This window comes from uncultured Parvibaculum sp. (assembly GCF_963975745.1).
In the GTDB taxonomy this organism is placed as follows: Bacteria; Pseudomonadota; Alphaproteobacteria; order Parvibaculales; family Parvibaculaceae; genus Parvibaculum.
Genome location: NZ_CAXBIB010000020.1, coordinates 41,106 through 55,692 on the forward strand (window position 1 = coordinate 41,106; position 14,587 = coordinate 55,692).

A 14,587-nucleotide genomic window follows, 5' to 3' on the forward strand; every position below is an offset into this window, starting at 1 on the left:
CCCGGTTTTATTCGAGTGCACCCTCGGCGTGCCATTGGGCCATCACCGCGCCGACAGCCGCCGCAAAGGCATGCGGCTGGTCGAGCATGATGTGATGCTGTGCGCCGGGGATGGTGAAGACCGGTTTGTCCGGTGCGAGCTGGCGCAGGAAGTCGATCTGGCCCGGTTCGTAATCCTTGCTGTCGAGACCGAACATGGTCGCGCCGCGGCAGGCGAGATTCCTGTAGATTTCGGCGTGATCGCTACCCATGGCAAGACCGTTGAAGATCGTCGGATCGAACTTCCAGGTCCAGCCGGTCTCCTCAAAGGTCCGTCTGCCGCGCGTCTCGCCTTTGGATACTTCGCGCAGGCTCAGCGGCCCGATGTAGTCGAGGATGAAGCCGTTGCCGCAGGGCTGCAGCGGCGCCAGGCGGAAACGTGCCTTCGCCGTTTCGAGATCGGGGTAGATGCGGGTCGGCTTGCGCTCCGGCCCGTCGAGGAACCATTCCCGCCGTTCGCCCGGCGGACGGATGGTGAAATCGCAAAGGATGAGACCACCCAGCTTCTCGCCATAGTGTTTGGCGGCGATCAGCGAAACGAAGGCGCCGAAGGAATGGCCGACGATGACCGGCTTCGGACCGAGCCCGGCGGCCAGCGCCACCTCGCCGATCTCGCGGGCAAAGCTGTCGCGCGAATAGGCCAGGCGCCAGTCGCTGTCGCCCATGCCGCCGAGATCCATCGAGGCGACGTTGTAATGCATGGCCAGCAGCGGTGCGATGAAAGCGAACCAGTGCGCATGCGCGCCATTGCCATGTACGAACAGCAGGCCTGGCCGCTCAGGGTCGTCGTCCCGGTTTTCCGGGCCCCAGCGCAGATAGTGAATTTCGGCACCGTCGACGGTCAGGCGGCGGCTCTCGGGCGCATGGGCCAGGGCCGCGCGAAACCATTGCGGCTGGTGGCGGATCACGTCCTGGTCGGGAATCGTCCGCGTGGCCGGTTCCTTCAGATAATCGGCCTTTTCGGCCGAATGGTCGTCCCGGGGCTTGTCATACGCCATCATACTGTCCGTCAAAGGCTGGATTTCGGACCAAAAATGACGGCTGCGCCATGTTTCGGTCGGGCCATGGTCTAGCCCGAATTGCCGGCGCCGAAAAGGGGGGCGGAAGCGGGACAAATTGGCCGCGCGGGCCGGTTGACAGGCCGGGTTCCGCCGCTTAGGTTCCGCGCCAACTTAAAGGGCATTTTCCGGCATCGGGCCGGAGGCAGGGCGTCATCGGTCGCCCGCTGGATGGCCCGATCCGAGGTAGAGTCATGAAAATCCGTAACTCCTTGAGATCGCTCCGGAATCGGCACCGTGACAATCGTCTCGTGCGCCGCAAGGGTCGCGTCTACATCATCAACAAGACCAATCGCCGCTTCAAGGCTCGCCAGGGCTGAGTTCCGGTTCCATGCGCTTCGGCGACGAATTCAACAGGCCGCGCTCCCCGAGCGCGGCCTTGTTCGTTGAGGCCGTCCGATGAACCGCATCGATACGGTCGTTTTCGACATCGGCAACGTGCTGGTCCAGTGGGATCCGCGGCATCTCTATCGCGGCATCTTCGCCGACGAAGCCGAGATGGAGCATTTTCTCGCCCATATCTGCACGATGGACTGGCATGTCGAGCATGACCGGGGCGTGTCCTTTGCCGAAAACGCCGCACGGCTGAAGACCCGGTACCCGCAACATGCCGGTCTGATCGATCTCTGGGGCGATCGCTATCTCGAGATGGTGCCCGACCGCGTTCCCGGCACGGCGGCGCTGCTGCGCCGGCTGAAGCGGGAGGGCCGCACCGTTCACGGCCTCACCAACATGCCGGGGCCGGTTTTCCCGGCGCTGGCTGCGCGGTTTCCGGAACTCGGCCTGTTCGATGCGGCTGTAGTGTCGGGCAATGAGGGGGTCATCAAGCCCGATCCCCGAATCTACCGGATCCTGATCGCGCGAACCGGGCTCGATCCGGTGCGAACGCTCTTTGTCGACGACTCCCAGGCCAATGTGGCCACCGCCGCCGGGCTTGGCTTTGCCGTGCATCAATTCATGCATGCCGAGGCCCTGGACGGTGAATTGCGGCGTCACGGCCTTGTTTCTCCGGTTTGAGCCGGACTGCCGGGTTCCGCCCCCGCTCCGGGCGCTATAGTGTGGGCCCGTACACGGCCACGCGGAGGCAGGCGGGATGAGCGACCGGTTTATGATCTACGGGGCGACGGGCTATACCGGCAAGCTTGTTGCACGCACGGCGAAGGCGCTGGGCCTGAAGCCGCTTCTGGCGGGCCGCAACGAGGCGCGGCTGAAGTCGATTGCCGCACAGCATGGTTTCGAATACCAGGCCATTTCGCTCGACGACGAGGCCGCGCTCGATGCCGGCCTCGCCCAGGTCGATGTCGTGCTGCATATCGCCGGGCCCTTTTCGCAGACCTCGCGGCCGATGGTCGACGCCTGCATGCGCACCGGAACGCACTATCTCGACATCACCGGCGAGATCGACGTCTTCGAGGCCTGTGCGGCGCGCGATGCCGAGGCGCAGAGCGCGAAGATCATGATGATGCCCGGGGTCGGCTTCGATGTGGTGCCGAGCGATTGTCTGGCCGCGCATATGAAGCGCCGCATGCCCGACGCCAGCGAGCTGACGCTCGGTATTTCGGGGCTCGGGCAGATGTCGCATGGCACGGCCAAGACCGGTGTCGAAAGCATCGGCAAGGGGACGCGCGTCCGCCGCGAAGGCCATATCGTCAGCGTCCGCAAGGTGCCGCGCCGCGAGATCGATTTCGGCAGCGGCGCGAAGCCCGCGATCGCGATCGGCTGGGGCGATGTCTCGACGGCCTGGCATTCGACGCATATTCCCGACATCACCGTCTATTTCGAGAGCAATCCGCAATTCGAGCAGATGGCGAAAATGGGCGGCCTGATGCGCTGGCTGATGAGCCTCGGCCCGGCGCAGCGGGCCTTGAAGAAGCGGATCGAACAGCTCCCCGAAGGGCCGACCGACGCCGAGCGCCAGCAGGGCTATTCGGTGCTCTATGGCGAAGCGGTCAATGCGGCGGGCGAGAAGGCGGTGTCGCGCCTCCGGACGCCGGAGGGCTACACGCTGACCGCCATGACCAGTCTCGAGATCGTGCGCCGGGTGCTGGCCGGCGACGCGAAGCCCGGCTTCCAGACACCGTCATCGGTTTTCGGTGCCGATTTCATCACAGAGTTCGATGGTTGCGTCCGGACCGACATCAACAGTTGAGGGAGCAGCCATGAGGCGCGCTCTGTTTGCTCTTCTGCTGGGCGCGCTGCTGGTCATGCCTGCCGGGTTGCATGCCGAAACCGGTCTGCCGGAGGCCCTGCCGGGCGCCGCGGCCAACGGCGATGATGCAGCGGTGGCGCGTGAGGAAATGCTCGACGTTCTGTTCGAACGTCTGGCTGCGGCCGGAAGCGCCAGCGAGGCTCGCGCCTTCGAGGAGGCCATCCGCGCCATCTGGCTCGATTCCGGCAGTCCCAGCATCGACCTGCTGATGACACGCGGTTTCGATGCCCTGCGCGAGGACGATTTCGATCGCGCCTATTTCTATTTCGACGAGGTGGTGACGCTGGCGCCGGACTTTGCCGAAGGCTGGGACAAGCGGGCGGCGGTCCATTACATCCGCGAGGACTATGCCCAGGCGCTGCGCGACATCGAACAGGTGTTGCGCCTCGAGCCCCGCCACTATCAGGCGATGGCCGGGTTCGGCATCATTCTGGAGGAACTTGGCGACAAGAAGGGGGCGCTGGAGGCGTTTCGCCGCGCATTGGCGCTCAATCCCTGGCTGGAGAATATCGGCGAGCGCATCGCGCCGCTCGAACTTGAGGTTGAGGGGCGCGGCATCTGACGATGGTTCTGTTCCTGCTTCTTGCGGCCTTTATCGGCAGTCTCGCAATCTGGTCGGCGGTCGTTGCCGTGCGTGCGGCGCGTGCCTTTCCGCCGGAAGGCGGTTTCGTCGAGACCGGCGCCGAATTCGCGCCGGTTCGGCTTCATTATGTCGATCGCGGTTCGGAACGTCCGGGTGTCGCGCCCGTCGTTCTCATTCATGGCGCCAGCGGCAATCTGCGCGACATGATAACGAGCCTCGTGCCGGCGCTCGAACGCCAGACGCGCGTCATCGCCGTCGACCGGCCGGGACATGGCTGGAGCACGCGGGGCCGCCATCCCGGAATTTCCGGTCCGGTCGCGCAGGCGCGCGTCATTCGCGAGGCGATGCGACAACTCGGCATCGAGCGACCCGTCGTGCTGGGGCACAGCTGGGGTGCTGCGGTTGCGGCGGCCTGGGCACGACACTATCCTGACGAGATTTCGGGCGTGCTGCTGCTTTCGGGCGCGCTCTATCCCTGGCCCGGCGATGTCGCCTGGTATCACAAGGTTGTTGCCACGCCGTTTCTCGGGAGCCTTTTTGTTCGCACACTGACGGTTCCCGGCGGGCATCTGATGGCGGCAGCCGGCGTCAAGGGAAATTTCCATCCCGACAGGGCGCCCGAAGGTTATGCCGAGACGATCGGCCTGCCGCTGCTGTTCCGCCCGTCACATTTCCGCGCCAACAGCGCCGACACAGCAGGGTTGAAGGCGCATCTGGCTTTGCAGAGCCGTCACTATGCGGAGATCGCCGTGCCGGCCATTGTCGTCACCGGCAATGCCGACTACACGGTGTCGCCGAAAATTCATTCCTATGCGTTTCACAACGCGGTCGCGGGTTCCGAACTGATCAAACTGAAAGGCGCGGGCCACATGCCGCATCACACACGGCGCGACATCGTGGTCGATGCGGTGTTGCGGCTGGCCCGCGGCGAGCGGCCTTTCGACGGCATGGTGACGGTGCACGAAGATGGCCGTGTCGAGCGGCAGATGCGGGCGTGAATCTTCAATCGCCGCGCTGACGCCCGACATAGGAAACACGCAGCATATTGGTCGCGCCGGGCGTGCCAAGCGGTACGCCTGCCGTCACGACGATGCGCTGGCCGGGCTGGGCGAAGCCTTCGGAAAAGGCGATGCGGCCGGCACGGTCCGAGAGGTCCTCGAGATCGCGCGCATCCTCGGTCACGACGCAATGCAGACCCCAGACAAGCGCCAGGCGGCGTGCGGTGGCTGTGACCGGCGTCAGCACGATGATCGGCAGCAGCGGCCGCTCGCGTGCGGCGCGCAGGCCGGTCGAGCCCGAATTGGTCCAGCAGACGATGGCGGCCGCCTTCAGCGTGTCGGCAACCGAATGGGCGGCCGCGCTGATTGCGTCGGCACCGGTGGCCTCGGGCTCGGTGCGCTGGGCATAGATGATGCCGGGATAGGTCGGGTCGGCTTCGACCGATTGGGCGACGCGGTTCATCATGCGAACGGCTTCGACCGGAAATTCGCCGGCCGCCGACTCGGCCGACAGCATGATCGCATCGGCGCCCTCGAAAACGGCGGTGGCGACGTCCGACACTTCGGCGCGGGTCGGCACCGGCGACGAGATCATTGATTCCAGCATCTGGGTCGCGACGACCACGGGCTTGCCGGCACGGCGGGCGGCGCGGATCAGGCGCTTCTGCCAGCCGGGCACCTGCTCGAGTGGCAGTTCGACACCGAGATCGCCGCGCGCCACCATGATCGCGTCGGCAATGTCGATGATTTCGCCGAGATGCTCGAGCGCCTTGGGCTTTTCGATCTTGGCCAGCACGGCAGCGCGGCCGCGGGCGATCTTGCGCACTTCGGCGACATCGTCGGCGCGTTGCACGAAGGAGAGGGCCACCCAGTCGATGCCGAGTTCGAGTGCCGCGTCGAGGTCGCGCCGGTCCTTTTCGGTCATCGCCTTCACCGGCAGCAGCGTATCGGGCAGGCTGATGCCCTTGCGGCTGGTCAATGTGCCGCCGACCAGCACTTCGGCTTCGGCAAAGCCGTCGCCATGGCTGACCACGCGCAGCCGGATGCGGCCGTCATCGAGCAGCAGCATGTCGCCGACGGCCAGCGCAGCGAAGATTTCGGGATGCGGCAGTGGGGCGCGTGTCGCGCCGCCGGGCGCCTTGTCCATGTCGAGACGGAAGCGGTCGCCCGGTTCCAGCGCAGCGCCATCACCCTTGATCGCGCCGATGCGCAGCTTCGGCCCCTGCAGGTCGACCAGGATGCCGACCGGCCGGCCGATCTCGGCCTCGACCGCGCGCACCGCCGCGTGCAGACGCTTCAGACCGGCATGGTCGAGATGGCTCATGTTGAGGCGGAACACATCGGCGCCGGCATCCGCCAGCGCGCGAATCTGCTGCAGTGTATCGGAGGCGGGACCGAGTGTGGCGATGATCTTGACGTTGCGGCGGCGAATCAAGGCGGGCTTTCCTTTTCGGGCGGGGCATTGTCGACCAATATGACCCGGAAGTCGTTGACATTCGTGTAACTCGGTCCGGTCACCAGCAGGTCGTCGAGCGCGGCAAAAACCGGGCTGCTGTCATGCGCCGCAAGGGCGGCCGGGAGATCGAGGCCCAGTGCTTCCGCCCGTGCGTAACTGTCGGGTAGTACGAAGGCGCCGGCCGGATCGTCGGCCGCGCCCGCGCCGCCGTCGATGCCGTCGGTGTCGCCGGCCAGCGCCGCGATCCCGGGCGCGCCCTTGAAGTCGAGCAGCAGTGCCAGCGCATATTCCTGTCCCGGCCCGCCTTTGCCGGCCGCCGCAGCATCGGTGAAGGTGACGTTCGCCTCGCCGCCCGAAATGATGGCGAGGCGATGACCATCGGCCTGTGCCATGCGGGCAAGGCCGGCATGCTGGCGTGCGAGATGGCGCGCCTCGCCCTCGATATCGTCGCCCAGCACCAGCGTGTCGTAGCCTTCGCTGCGCGCGCGCTTCGCGGCCGCGATCAGCGATTCGGAACCGCTGGCGACCAGCCGGTAGGCGGCGCGTTCGAAACAGGCGTTGCCCGGCTTCGGCGTTTCAGGCGCGGCTTCGATGGCGGCCCGGATATGGGGCGGCAGATCGGCGTCGAGCGCATCGAGAATCGCCAGTGCGCGCGCCTTCGCGGTCGTGTCGGGCACAGTCGGTCCCGAGGCGATGGTCGAAGGATCGTCGCCGGCGACATCCGAAATCGCCAGCGTCACCGATCGCGCCGGATGGATCGCCGCGGCGAGCCGTCCGCCCTTGATGCGGCTGACATGCTTGCGCACGCAATTGATATCGCCGATAGGCAGGCCCGAGGCCAGCAGCGCGCGGGTCAGCTTCTGCTCGTCGGCCAGTGTCAGGCCCGGGAGCGGCAGTGCGGTCAGGGCCGAACCGCCGCCCGAAAGCAGCACCAGCGCGAGGTCGTGGGGCCCGAGCCATTCGGCCATGCGCATCAGCCGCTTGCTGGCCGCCGCACCGGCGGCATCGGGCACCGGATGGGCCGCCTCCACCACCTCCACATGGCGCGTCGGGCGGGCATGGCCGTAACGCGTCAGCGCCACGCCCTCGATATGCGTGCCCGGAAAGTGGCGGTCGTAGTGATCCTCGGCCGTTGCCGCCATTGCGGCCGCCGCCTTGCCAATCGCGAAGACGACCAGACGGCCCTTGTCGGGTGCGGGCGGGTCGGGCAGATGCGGCGGCAGGCACCGCACCGGCATCGCGGCCTCGACCGCCGCCTCGTAAAGGCGGCGCAGGCGGACTCGCATTTGGTCATAGGCGCGCGTCATGGCCAGCCCGTTCTCCGGCATCCCCGTCTCCGGTATAGTGTGCCGATGAATGATTTGCCACTCGCTGCGCCGGCCGCCGACGCGCTTTCTCCTTTCGAACTTGTCGATCCGCAAGGCGACCCGGGCTTTCTGGTGATCTGCGACCATGCCGCGAACGCGCTGCCGCGGGGTTATGGCACGCTGGGGCTGCCGGTGGCCGAATTCGCCCGTCACATCGCCTGGGACATCGGTGCGGCGGGGGTGGCGCGGCATCTCGCGCGTCTTCTCGGCGCGCCGGCGGTGCTGGCGCGCTTCTCGCGTCTTCTCGTCGATCTCAACCGCGGCGAAGACGACCCGACCATCGTGATGAAACTGTCGGACGGCGCCGTCGTGCCGGGCAATCGCGATATCGATCCCTTTCGCGATGCGGGCGAATTCGCCCATCGTCTGGCGCGCTTCCATGCGCCCTATCATGCGGCGATCGCTACGGCGCTCGGGCGCGCGCAGGCGGCGGGTGTCGTGCCGCTGATCCTGTCGGTACACAGTTTCACCCCGGCCTGGCGCGGCCGCGCCCGGCCCTGGCATACCGGCATTCTCTGGGATCGCGACGACCGGCTGGCGGCGCCGCTGCTGGCCGCCTTGCGCGCCGAACCCGGTCTCGTCGTCGGCGACAATGCACCCTATACCGGGCGCCTCAAGAACGACTGCCTCTATCGTCACGGCACGGCGCGCGGGTTGCCGCATGCACTGATCGAGATCCGCCAGGACCTGATCGGGAGCGATGCCGGCCAGATCGAATGGGCCGAACGCTATGCGCGGCTGCTGCGCGGCCTTGCCGATGCGCCGGGATTGCGTGAAATCCGTCATTTCGGTTCGCATACGGGTCCGGTCGTACCTATATCGGGCGGATGAAGCCGGCGAGGGAGAGCATCATGGATCAGGCGACCAGAACCGAACTCGAAGCGGCGGCGTTCCGGCGCCTGCTCGATCATCTGCGCCAGCGCAGCGACGTGCAGAATATCGATCTGATGATCGGCGCCGGTTTCTGCCGCAATTGTCTGGCCGACTGGTATCGCGAAGCGGCCGAAGCGAAAGGCCTGTCGCTGACGCGGGAGGCGGCGCGCGAGATTGTTTATGGCGAACCGTTCGAGGCCTGGAAAGCCAGGCATCAGCGCGACGCGACGCCCGAACAGCTCGCGGCCTTTGCGGCGGCGCAGAAGAAATCGCACGGCTGACGGGGCCTGCAGCGACTATCCACAGCTTTCTTGGGCTGCGATATTGCCCGCGCGTGCGTGCGCGGATAGGGTCGCGTCCTTCAATTTTTCGGCACCCGAACGGAGCGGCGCATCATGGCGGACGGCAATACACCGGCGAGCAGCAACGGCGTCGCGCGCGACCAGTTGCGCTCCATCGTCGAGCGCATCGAACGGCTCGAAGAGGAAAAGGCCGCGCTCGCCAACGACATCAAGGAAGTCTATGCCGAGGCCAAGGGTAACGGCTTCGACACCAAGACGCTGCGTCAGGTCGTGCGCATCCGCAAGCAGGACAAGGCCGAGCGGCAGGAGCAGGAAGCGATCCTCGAACTCTATCTCAGCGCGCTGGGCATGGTCTGAGGCGCGCCGTGGCCCGCCCGCGCTGCGTTAAGGCATTCAATTAATTATCGATTCCGGTTCCCCCTGATGCCGGAACTGGCCTAGACTGGCTGCCGCCTGCACGATGGTACGTTCGGGCAATCCGTCAGGGGTGACGTGTGCGCGAGTCCGGGTTGGGAACCGACAGTCTTTCGCAGCCAAAAGCGGCGGCGGATGATCAGCGGCGGCGCGATCCCGCGCCCGACCTCGCCATGGCGCTCGACGCCATCTATGCCTATGCGACCGATCCCGAAAACTGGGAAGAGATGACGCGCCTGCTGGCGCATCTCGATGCCGATGACGATGGCGAGATGCGCGCGCTGGTCGAGGGCGTGCGCCAGCACATGGCGCGCGCCGAAATGCTGGCGCAGCGCCTGCACGAGGCGCCGGGCGAACCGGCGCCGGTCTATTGCCACATGGTGGTCGGGCGCGACCGGCGCATCCTCGACATTTCGACGGCGGCCGCTGCGATGCTGGCGCCCTGTTGCGGCCGGCTCGAACCGGGCACCCGGCTTTCCTTCACCGATCCCGAAAACGCGGCGCGTTTCCGGGCGCTGGCGGCGGCAATCGAACAGGGCAGGGCGGGCGACGGCCCGGCGCTGCTGCGCCTGGTTTCGGACACCGGCGAGGAAGCGGTCTTCGGTTATCTCGTTGCCGAAGCCCAGTTGCCCGAAGTGCTGCGCCGCCGGCTCGGTCTGGCCGCTGCGGCGCGGCCGAATGCGCTGGTCTTCGTCGCGCCCGATCGCGCGGCGGCGGCCGATGCGGCGCGCATGTATCGCGAGACTTTCGGTCTGACGCCGGCCGAGGCGCGGCTGGCGGCGCGGCTGAAGGAGGGGCGGTCGCTGAAGGAAGCGGCGGCCGATCTCAACATTGCGGTCAACACCGCGCGCAACCAGATCAAGGGCGTGTTCGAGAAACTCGGCGTCAACCGGCAGAGCGACTTGATCCGTCATCTGACCGAATTGTCGCAGCTTGCCGCCGTCATCCAGACCGAACCGCCGCCGCGGCTCGACCCGGCGCTGCCGGCCTCGCATCCGGGCACCGTGCCGCGCCGCTTCGTGACGCTGGGCGACGGCCGCCGTCTCTGCTACCGCGAGTACGGGCAGCGCTCGGGTGCCGCCGTGCTGATGTTGCGCAGCGCGCTGGCAAGCTCGCTGGTGCGGCCGGGCGAAATGGAAGCGGCGGCGCAGCGCGGCCTCCGCCTCGTCGTCGTCGAGCGGCCGGGCTGCGGCCTCTCGACGCCCGATCCGCAGATGACGCATGAGAGCTTCGCGCGCGATCTCGAAGCCTTTGCCGATGCGCTCGGGCTCGAACGCATGGTGCTGGCGGCCAATTCCTCCGGCACGTTGCTGGGGCTGGCCGCGGCCGCGCGGCTTGGGCCGCGGGTGCGCCGTATCGTGCTGACGACAGCGCGCTTCGAGCCGCCGCGCCCGAGCAAGGGCCGGCCCGGCATGGTCAACTACTTCTTCAGCAATCTTCGCCGCCATCCATGGCTGCTCGACTCGACGCTGTTCATCCTGCGGGCCAAGATGTCACGGCCCTTCATGCGCTCGCTGGTTTTTCATTTCTTCGAGAAGTCGCCGGCCGATTTCGCGCTGCTTGAACGGATGCCCGATCTGGTCGAGTCGCTGATCGACCAGACGATGGAGGCAGTCGGCGAAACGGTGCAGGGCCTGGTCCATGAATCGCAGCTGATGCTGCAGGCGGAACGGCCGGATTTCTCGGGTATCGCGGCGCCGGTCGTGCTCTGGCATGGCGAGGCCGACGGCGTGATCCCGCTCGAGGAGATGCAGGCGCAACTTGCCCGCACCGGCCTGCCGGTCGCCGAGTTGCGGACCTTCCCCGGCATGGGCCATCTCTTTCTCGAACATGTCCGCGGCCCGTTCTACGACGCGTTGGCCGGCTGACCGCCCCTCATCTTTGGTCCATTTGCGCTATTCAGGCGCGGCAGTCTGCCCGCTAGGACTCTCTCCCGACGTTCAGGACCGGACATGGGGTGCCGGACTTGCGTCGTTTCCGGAGGGAAATCCGATGACATTCAGAACCACGGGCGCCGTCCTGGCGCTTTCCGTCCTGCTGGCCGGCTGCCAGACCACAGGGGCCGGCACACAGGCTGCGATGCTGGGGGCGGGGGCCGCCACGGCGCCGTCGGCAGCACCGATCGCCGCCTCGCAGGTCGATGACGGCAACAAGAGCTGCGACGAGATCCGCGCCGAAATCGGCGCCATGGAGCAGGTCGTGGCCGAAGCCAATCAGAGCCAGAACAACGCCCAGCTCACCAATGCCGGCATCGGCATCGCCCAGTCGCTGGGCCTGCATCTGGGCGGCGGCAGCGGCATGCTGACCGCCTTGCAGGCGGGCGGCGCGGCCGGCCAGCTGACCGAGCAGCAGCGCCAGCAGGCCGAGGCGCGCGCGCAGCAGGCCGACATCCGCCGCCAGGTGCTGACCGGGATCTATCAGGGCAAGGGCTGCTGAGTTTCTTGGCAGCCTCAGGCGTCAACCCGGACGCACACCCCTAGGCGGCCATGGAAGCCGGGGGAACCTGCAACGGTTCCCCCGCGCCCTGGCCCGGCCGGCGCGGCATCTTGGGTCTTTCCGCATTTTCCGGCCGTGCTAGTGTCGCGCCCTGATTTCGAGGGAGGGCGGCAGATGACGGCGATCAATGCGGAGACGGTGACACTGGCGCAGGCCGAGCCGGTCGAGGCCGAAACGGCGGCGCGACTGATCTACGACACCGGTTCCTATGTCTTCGACTGCCTTTATGACCGCGATTTCGATGCCTTCCTGAAGATCACCTCCGCGCTCTGGCTGCGCCAGGGCGGCGCCTTTTCGCATGTCCACGCCAGGGCGGCGCTGCATGACGGCCGCCTTGCCGGCATCGCGCTGGGCTTTCCGCAGGCGCTCTATGCCGAGGAATTCGGCACCGGCATGATGGCCATGGCCGAGATGGGCAGCCCCGAACTGCTGGCGCATCTGCCGACGGTTGCCGGCCACATCCCCTGGCTCTTCCCCGAAGTGCCGGACGATGCCTGGTATCTGCTCTTTCTTTCGGCCCATCCGGACGCGCGCGGCCGCGGCATCGGCGAGAAGCTGCTTCTCGACTGCTTCGAGCGCGCCAGAAAAGCAGGCTGCGCCTCGCTCCATCTCGACGTCGCCAGCATCAACCCGGCGGTCCGCTTCTACGAGCGCATGGGGCTCGAGCGGCTGGCCGAAACGGCGGTGCCGAAGATCGCGGCCTCGCATGGCGTGCCGTCGCATATCCGCATGGTCAAGCATCTGGTGTAAGCCCCATGACGACGAGCGATACCGGAACGAACCCTGCGGGTCTGCGTGCCCGCGTCGCGGCGCTGGTCGAGGCGCCGGCCTTCCAGCATTTCGTCACCGCGGTGATCCTGGTCAATGCGGTGACGCTCGGCCTCGAAACCTCGGCGGTCGCGATGGCGGCGGCCGGGCCCGCCCTCGTCGCGCTCGACCGCATCGCGCTCACGATCTTCGTCGTCGAGATCGCGCTGAAGCTCTTTGCGCAGCGCGGGCGCTTCTTCCGCGACGGCTGGAACCTCTTCGATTTCGTCATTGTCGGCATCGCGCTGGTGCCGGCGGCCGGCCCCTTCTCGGTGCTGCGGGCGCTTCGCATCCTGCGCGTGCTGCGCCTGCTCTCGGTGGTGCCATCCTTGCGCAAGGTCATCGCCTCGCTGATCGGCGCGCTGCCCGGCATGGGCTCGATCATCGCGGTGCTGCTGCTGGTCTTCTATGTCGGTGCCGTTCTTTCGACCAAGCTTTTCGGCCAGAGCTTCCCCGACTGGTTCGGCACGATCGGCGGCTCGATGTATTCGCTGTTCCAGATCATGACGCTGGAAAGCTGGTCGATGGGCATCGTCCGGCCGGTGATGGAAGTCTACCCCTATGCCTGGATCTTCTTCGTTCCCTTCATCGTGCTGACCAGCTTCATGGTGCTCAACCTCTTCATCGCCATCATCGTCAATTCGATGCAGGCGCTGCATGAGGAGGAACACAACCGCGCCCAGGACGAACGCGACCGCGCGGCCCGCGAGGAACGCGCCGCCATCGAACGCCGGGCCCATGCCGAGCGCGAGGCGACGGCGCAAGATGTGCGCGCGATGCGGGTTGAGCTTGCCGAATTGCGCCGGCTGCTGGAGGCGCGATTGCGCTAGCGCGCCCGGCGGTCGCGCCACGCCGCGGCCGCAAACAGCAGCACGGCGACCAGCGGCACGACGACGCCGAAGGGCAGGCCTGCCAGCGCCAGCTCGGTGCCGCCTTCATAGGTCACAGAACCGTCATAGACCGGTCCCAGCCCATGCGCGATGACGACGCTGGCCATCACCCAGCCGCCGATCGCGGCGGCAAGCCCGATCTGCCCGCGCACCCAGACCAGCCACAGGCCGAGCGCCGCCAGGCCCGTATTGGTCAGCAGCTGCCAGACATTGTGGAAGCGCGCATGCTGCGGCCAGTCCATGTTGAAGACATGCGTGTCGTTGACCTCGAGAACGGGGATCAGCAGGCCGAAGACCAGCAGGCCGATGGTTGCGAGTACGCGGGCGGTCATGCGGGGCGTCCCTTCCCTTGATGGCGGATGGCGGTATATTGACGGCGTCAATTTACAGGCGATATGGACAGTGTCAACATGAAAGAACCGAAAGCGGCGCCGGCCTATCATCACGGCAATCTGCGCGCCGGGCTGCTCGAGGCGGCGCTGGCGATCCTCGATGCGGACGGCGTCGATGCCGTCACCATCCGCGCCGTGGCGCGGGCGGCCGGCGTCACGCATGCCGCGCCCGCCAATCATTTCCGCGACCGCAAGGCGCTGCTGACGGCGCTGGCGGCCGGCATTTTTGCGGCGCTGGCCGGCCGCATCGCCCGAAAACTTGCAGCGGCGCCTGGCGGGCGCGAGGCGCGGCTCCGGGTCTTCGCCGACACGATGATCGCCTTCGGCCTGCGCCATCCCCATCGCTACCGGCTCCTGTGGCGGCGCGACAGCCTCGACGATGCCGATGCCGGGCTGCAGCAGGCGATGGATGCGATCTACGACCGGCTCGTTGCCGAATTGTCCGAGGACGGCCCGTCAAGCGTCGCCGCCGACAGCCGCGCCGTCGCGCTCTGGTCGATGGTGCATGGCTATATCTCGTTGCGGCTCGACGGCAATTTCGTCCCCCTGCGCGACGCCCGCACCCGCGCCCCGCGCCAGGACGCCATCGTCACCGCGCTGCTGGAGGGCATCGGCCGGCGCTAGATGCCGGCGTGCCCGTGCCTCTTTTTTCCCACCCTCCCCTTGGGGATTCCTCTGCAAAACACAGTGTGCTTTGGTCGTCA

The 14,587-nt window shown here is 67.0% G+C and carries 17 protein-coding genes; 13 read left to right on the forward strand and 4 right to left on the reverse strand.

From position 1 onward, the window contains the following. Nucleotides 1-7: 7 nt before the first annotated feature. The gene (locus AAC071_RS14515; protein WP_339833817.1) at nt 8-1,036 is read right to left on the reverse strand and encodes an alpha/beta hydrolase; all 1,029 of its coding nucleotides are present in this window, start codon (nt 1,034-1,036) and stop codon (nt 8-10) included. A 254-nt stretch (nt 1,037-1,290) separates the two neighbouring features. On the opposite strand from AAC071_RS14515, the gene ykgO reads away from it, so the two are divergent. The 5 genes from ykgO to AAC071_RS14540 all read left to right on the forward strand — a co-directional run bounded on the left by ykgO (nt 1,291) and on the right by AAC071_RS14540 (nt 4,886). Further along, nucleotides 1,291-1,416, forward strand: a complete 126-nt coding sequence (gene ykgO, locus AAC071_RS14520; protein WP_012110943.1) for a type B 50S ribosomal protein L36 — start codon at nt 1,291-1,293, stop codon at nt 1,414-1,416. Nucleotides 1,417-1,495: 79 nt separating this feature from the next. Then, nucleotides 1,496-2,113: an HAD family phosphatase gene (locus AAC071_RS14525; RefSeq protein WP_339833820.1), complete on the forward strand. Its 618-nt coding sequence runs from the start codon at nt 1,496-1,498 to the stop codon at nt 2,111-2,113. 76 nt (nt 2,114-2,189) lie between these two features. Continuing rightward, nucleotides 2,190-3,245: a saccharopine dehydrogenase NADP-binding domain-containing protein gene (locus AAC071_RS14530; RefSeq protein WP_339833822.1), complete on the forward strand. Its 1,056-nt coding sequence runs from the start codon at nt 2,190-2,192 to the stop codon at nt 3,243-3,245. Between the two features lie 10 nt (nt 3,246-3,255). Next, nucleotides 3,256-3,867, forward strand: coding sequence for a tetratricopeptide repeat protein (locus AAC071_RS14535; RefSeq protein ID WP_339833824.1), 612 nt, complete (start codon nt 3,256-3,258; stop codon nt 3,865-3,867). Nucleotides 3,868-3,869: 2 nt separating this feature from the next. Beyond that, complete coding sequence (locus AAC071_RS14540) at nt 3,870-4,886, forward strand: alpha/beta hydrolase (RefSeq protein ID WP_339833827.1); 1,017 nt, start codon at nt 3,870-3,872, stop codon at nt 4,884-4,886. Nucleotides 4,887-4,890: 4 nt separating this feature from the next. Here the strand turns inward: AAC071_RS14540 and pyk are convergent, their stop codons facing one another. After that, complete coding sequence (pyk, locus tag AAC071_RS14545) at nt 4,891-6,321, reverse strand: pyruvate kinase (protein WP_339833829.1); 1,431 nt, start codon at nt 6,319-6,321, stop codon at nt 4,891-4,893. Continuing rightward, on the reverse strand, nt 6,318-7,670 hold the full coding sequence (locus AAC071_RS14550; RefSeq protein WP_339833832.1) for a DUF4147 domain-containing protein: 1,353 nt from the start codon (nt 7,668-7,670) through the stop codon (nt 6,318-6,320). Before AAC071_RS14550 ends, pyk begins: the two co-directional genes overlap by 4 nt. Nucleotides 7,671-7,694: 24 nt before the next feature. Here AAC071_RS14550 and AAC071_RS14555 point away from each other — a divergent pair, with 24 nt between their 5' ends. The 7 genes from AAC071_RS14555 to AAC071_RS14585 all read left to right on the forward strand — a co-directional run bounded on the left by AAC071_RS14555 (nt 7,695) and on the right by AAC071_RS14585 (nt 13,431). Continuing rightward, nucleotides 7,695-8,540, forward strand: a complete 846-nt coding sequence (locus AAC071_RS14555; protein ID WP_339833834.1) for an N-formylglutamate amidohydrolase — start codon at nt 7,695-7,697, stop codon at nt 8,538-8,540. A 20-nt stretch (nt 8,541-8,560) separates the two neighbouring features. Then, a complete protein-coding gene (locus tag AAC071_RS14560; protein ID WP_339833836.1) occupies nt 8,561-8,863 on the forward strand; it encodes a DUF1244 domain-containing protein in 303 nt (100 codons plus the stop codon). A 114-nt stretch (nt 8,864-8,977) separates the two neighbouring features. Next, complete coding sequence (locus AAC071_RS14565) at nt 8,978-9,241, forward strand: DUF2312 domain-containing protein (RefSeq protein WP_339833838.1); 264 nt, start codon at nt 8,978-8,980, stop codon at nt 9,239-9,241. Nucleotides 9,242-9,393: 152 nt separating this feature from the next. After that, nucleotides 9,394-11,166 carry an alpha/beta fold hydrolase gene (locus AAC071_RS14570; protein ID WP_339833840.1) on the forward strand — a complete coding sequence of 591 codons (1,773 nt, stop codon included), beginning with the start codon at nt 9,394-9,396 and terminating at the stop codon, nt 11,164-11,166. Between the two features lie 124 nt (nt 11,167-11,290). Continuing rightward, the gene (locus AAC071_RS14575; protein ID WP_339833843.1) at nt 11,291-11,734 is read left to right on the forward strand and encodes a hypothetical protein; all 444 of its coding nucleotides are present in this window, start codon (nt 11,291-11,293) and stop codon (nt 11,732-11,734) included. 174 nt (nt 11,735-11,908) lie between these two features. Further along, the gene (locus tag AAC071_RS14580) at nt 11,909-12,544 is read left to right on the forward strand and encodes a GNAT family N-acetyltransferase (RefSeq protein ID WP_339833844.1); all 636 of its coding nucleotides are present in this window, start codon (nt 11,909-11,911) and stop codon (nt 12,542-12,544) included. 5 nt (nt 12,545-12,549) lie between these two features. Then, complete coding sequence (locus AAC071_RS14585; protein ID WP_339833846.1) at nt 12,550-13,431, forward strand: ion transporter; 882 nt, start codon at nt 12,550-12,552, stop codon at nt 13,429-13,431. Here the strand turns inward: AAC071_RS14585 and AAC071_RS14590 are convergent. Continuing rightward, the gene (locus AAC071_RS14590; RefSeq protein WP_339833848.1) at nt 13,428-13,823 is read right to left on the reverse strand and encodes a DUF6640 family protein; all 396 of its coding nucleotides are present in this window, start codon (nt 13,821-13,823) and stop codon (nt 13,428-13,430) included. The genes AAC071_RS14585 and AAC071_RS14590 overlap by 4 nt on opposite strands. A gap of 78 nt (nt 13,824-13,901) precedes the next feature. On the opposite strand from AAC071_RS14590, the gene AAC071_RS14595 reads away from it, so the two are divergent. Next, a complete protein-coding gene (locus AAC071_RS14595; RefSeq protein ID WP_339833851.1) occupies nt 13,902-14,507 on the forward strand; it encodes a TetR/AcrR family transcriptional regulator in 606 nt (201 codons plus the stop codon). Nucleotides 14,508-14,587: the final 80 nt, after the last annotated feature.

Coding starts and splice junctions, on each gene's coding strand:
- AAC071_RS14580 (WP_339833844.1), top strand. CDS start 11,909: ATGACGGCGATCAATGCGGAGACGGTGACACTGGCGCAGGCCGAGCCG.
- AAC071_RS14515 (WP_339833817.1), bottom strand. CDS start 1,036: ATGGCGTATGACAAGCCCCGGGACGACCATTCGGCCGAAAAGGCCGAT.
- AAC071_RS14530 (WP_339833822.1), top strand. CDS start 2,190: ATGAGCGACCGGTTTATGATCTACGGGGCGACGGGCTATACCGGCAAG.
- AAC071_RS14535 (WP_339833824.1), top strand. CDS start 3,256: ATGAGGCGCGCTCTGTTTGCTCTTCTGCTGGGCGCGCTGCTGGTCATG.
- AAC071_RS14575 (WP_339833843.1), top strand. CDS start 11,291: ATGACATTCAGAACCACGGGCGCCGTCCTGGCGCTTTCCGTCCTGCTG.
- AAC071_RS14550 (WP_339833832.1), bottom strand. CDS start 7,670: ATGCCGGAGAACGGGCTGGCCATGACGCGCGCCTATGACCAAATGCGA.
- AAC071_RS14590 (WP_339833848.1), bottom strand. CDS start 13,823: ATGACCGCCCGCGTACTCGCAACCATCGGCCTGCTGGTCTTCGGCCTG.
- AAC071_RS14555 (WP_339833834.1), top strand. CDS start 7,695: ATGAATGATTTGCCACTCGCTGCGCCGGCCGCCGACGCGCTTTCTCCT.
- AAC071_RS14560 (WP_339833836.1), top strand. CDS start 8,561: ATGGATCAGGCGACCAGAACCGAACTCGAAGCGGCGGCGTTCCGGCGC.
- AAC071_RS14595 (WP_339833851.1), top strand. CDS start 13,902: ATGAAAGAACCGAAAGCGGCGCCGGCCTATCATCACGGCAATCTGCGC.
- AAC071_RS14525 (WP_339833820.1), top strand. CDS start 1,496: ATGAACCGCATCGATACGGTCGTTTTCGACATCGGCAACGTGCTGGTC.
- AAC071_RS14540 (WP_339833827.1), top strand. CDS start 3,870: ATGGTTCTGTTCCTGCTTCTTGCGGCCTTTATCGGCAGTCTCGCAATC.
- ykgO (WP_012110943.1), top strand. CDS start 1,291: ATGAAAATCCGTAACTCCTTGAGATCGCTCCGGAATCGGCACCGTGAC.
- AAC071_RS14585 (WP_339833846.1), top strand. CDS start 12,550: ATGACGACGAGCGATACCGGAACGAACCCTGCGGGTCTGCGTGCCCGC.
- AAC071_RS14565 (WP_339833838.1), top strand. CDS start 8,978: ATGGCGGACGGCAATACACCGGCGAGCAGCAACGGCGTCGCGCGCGAC.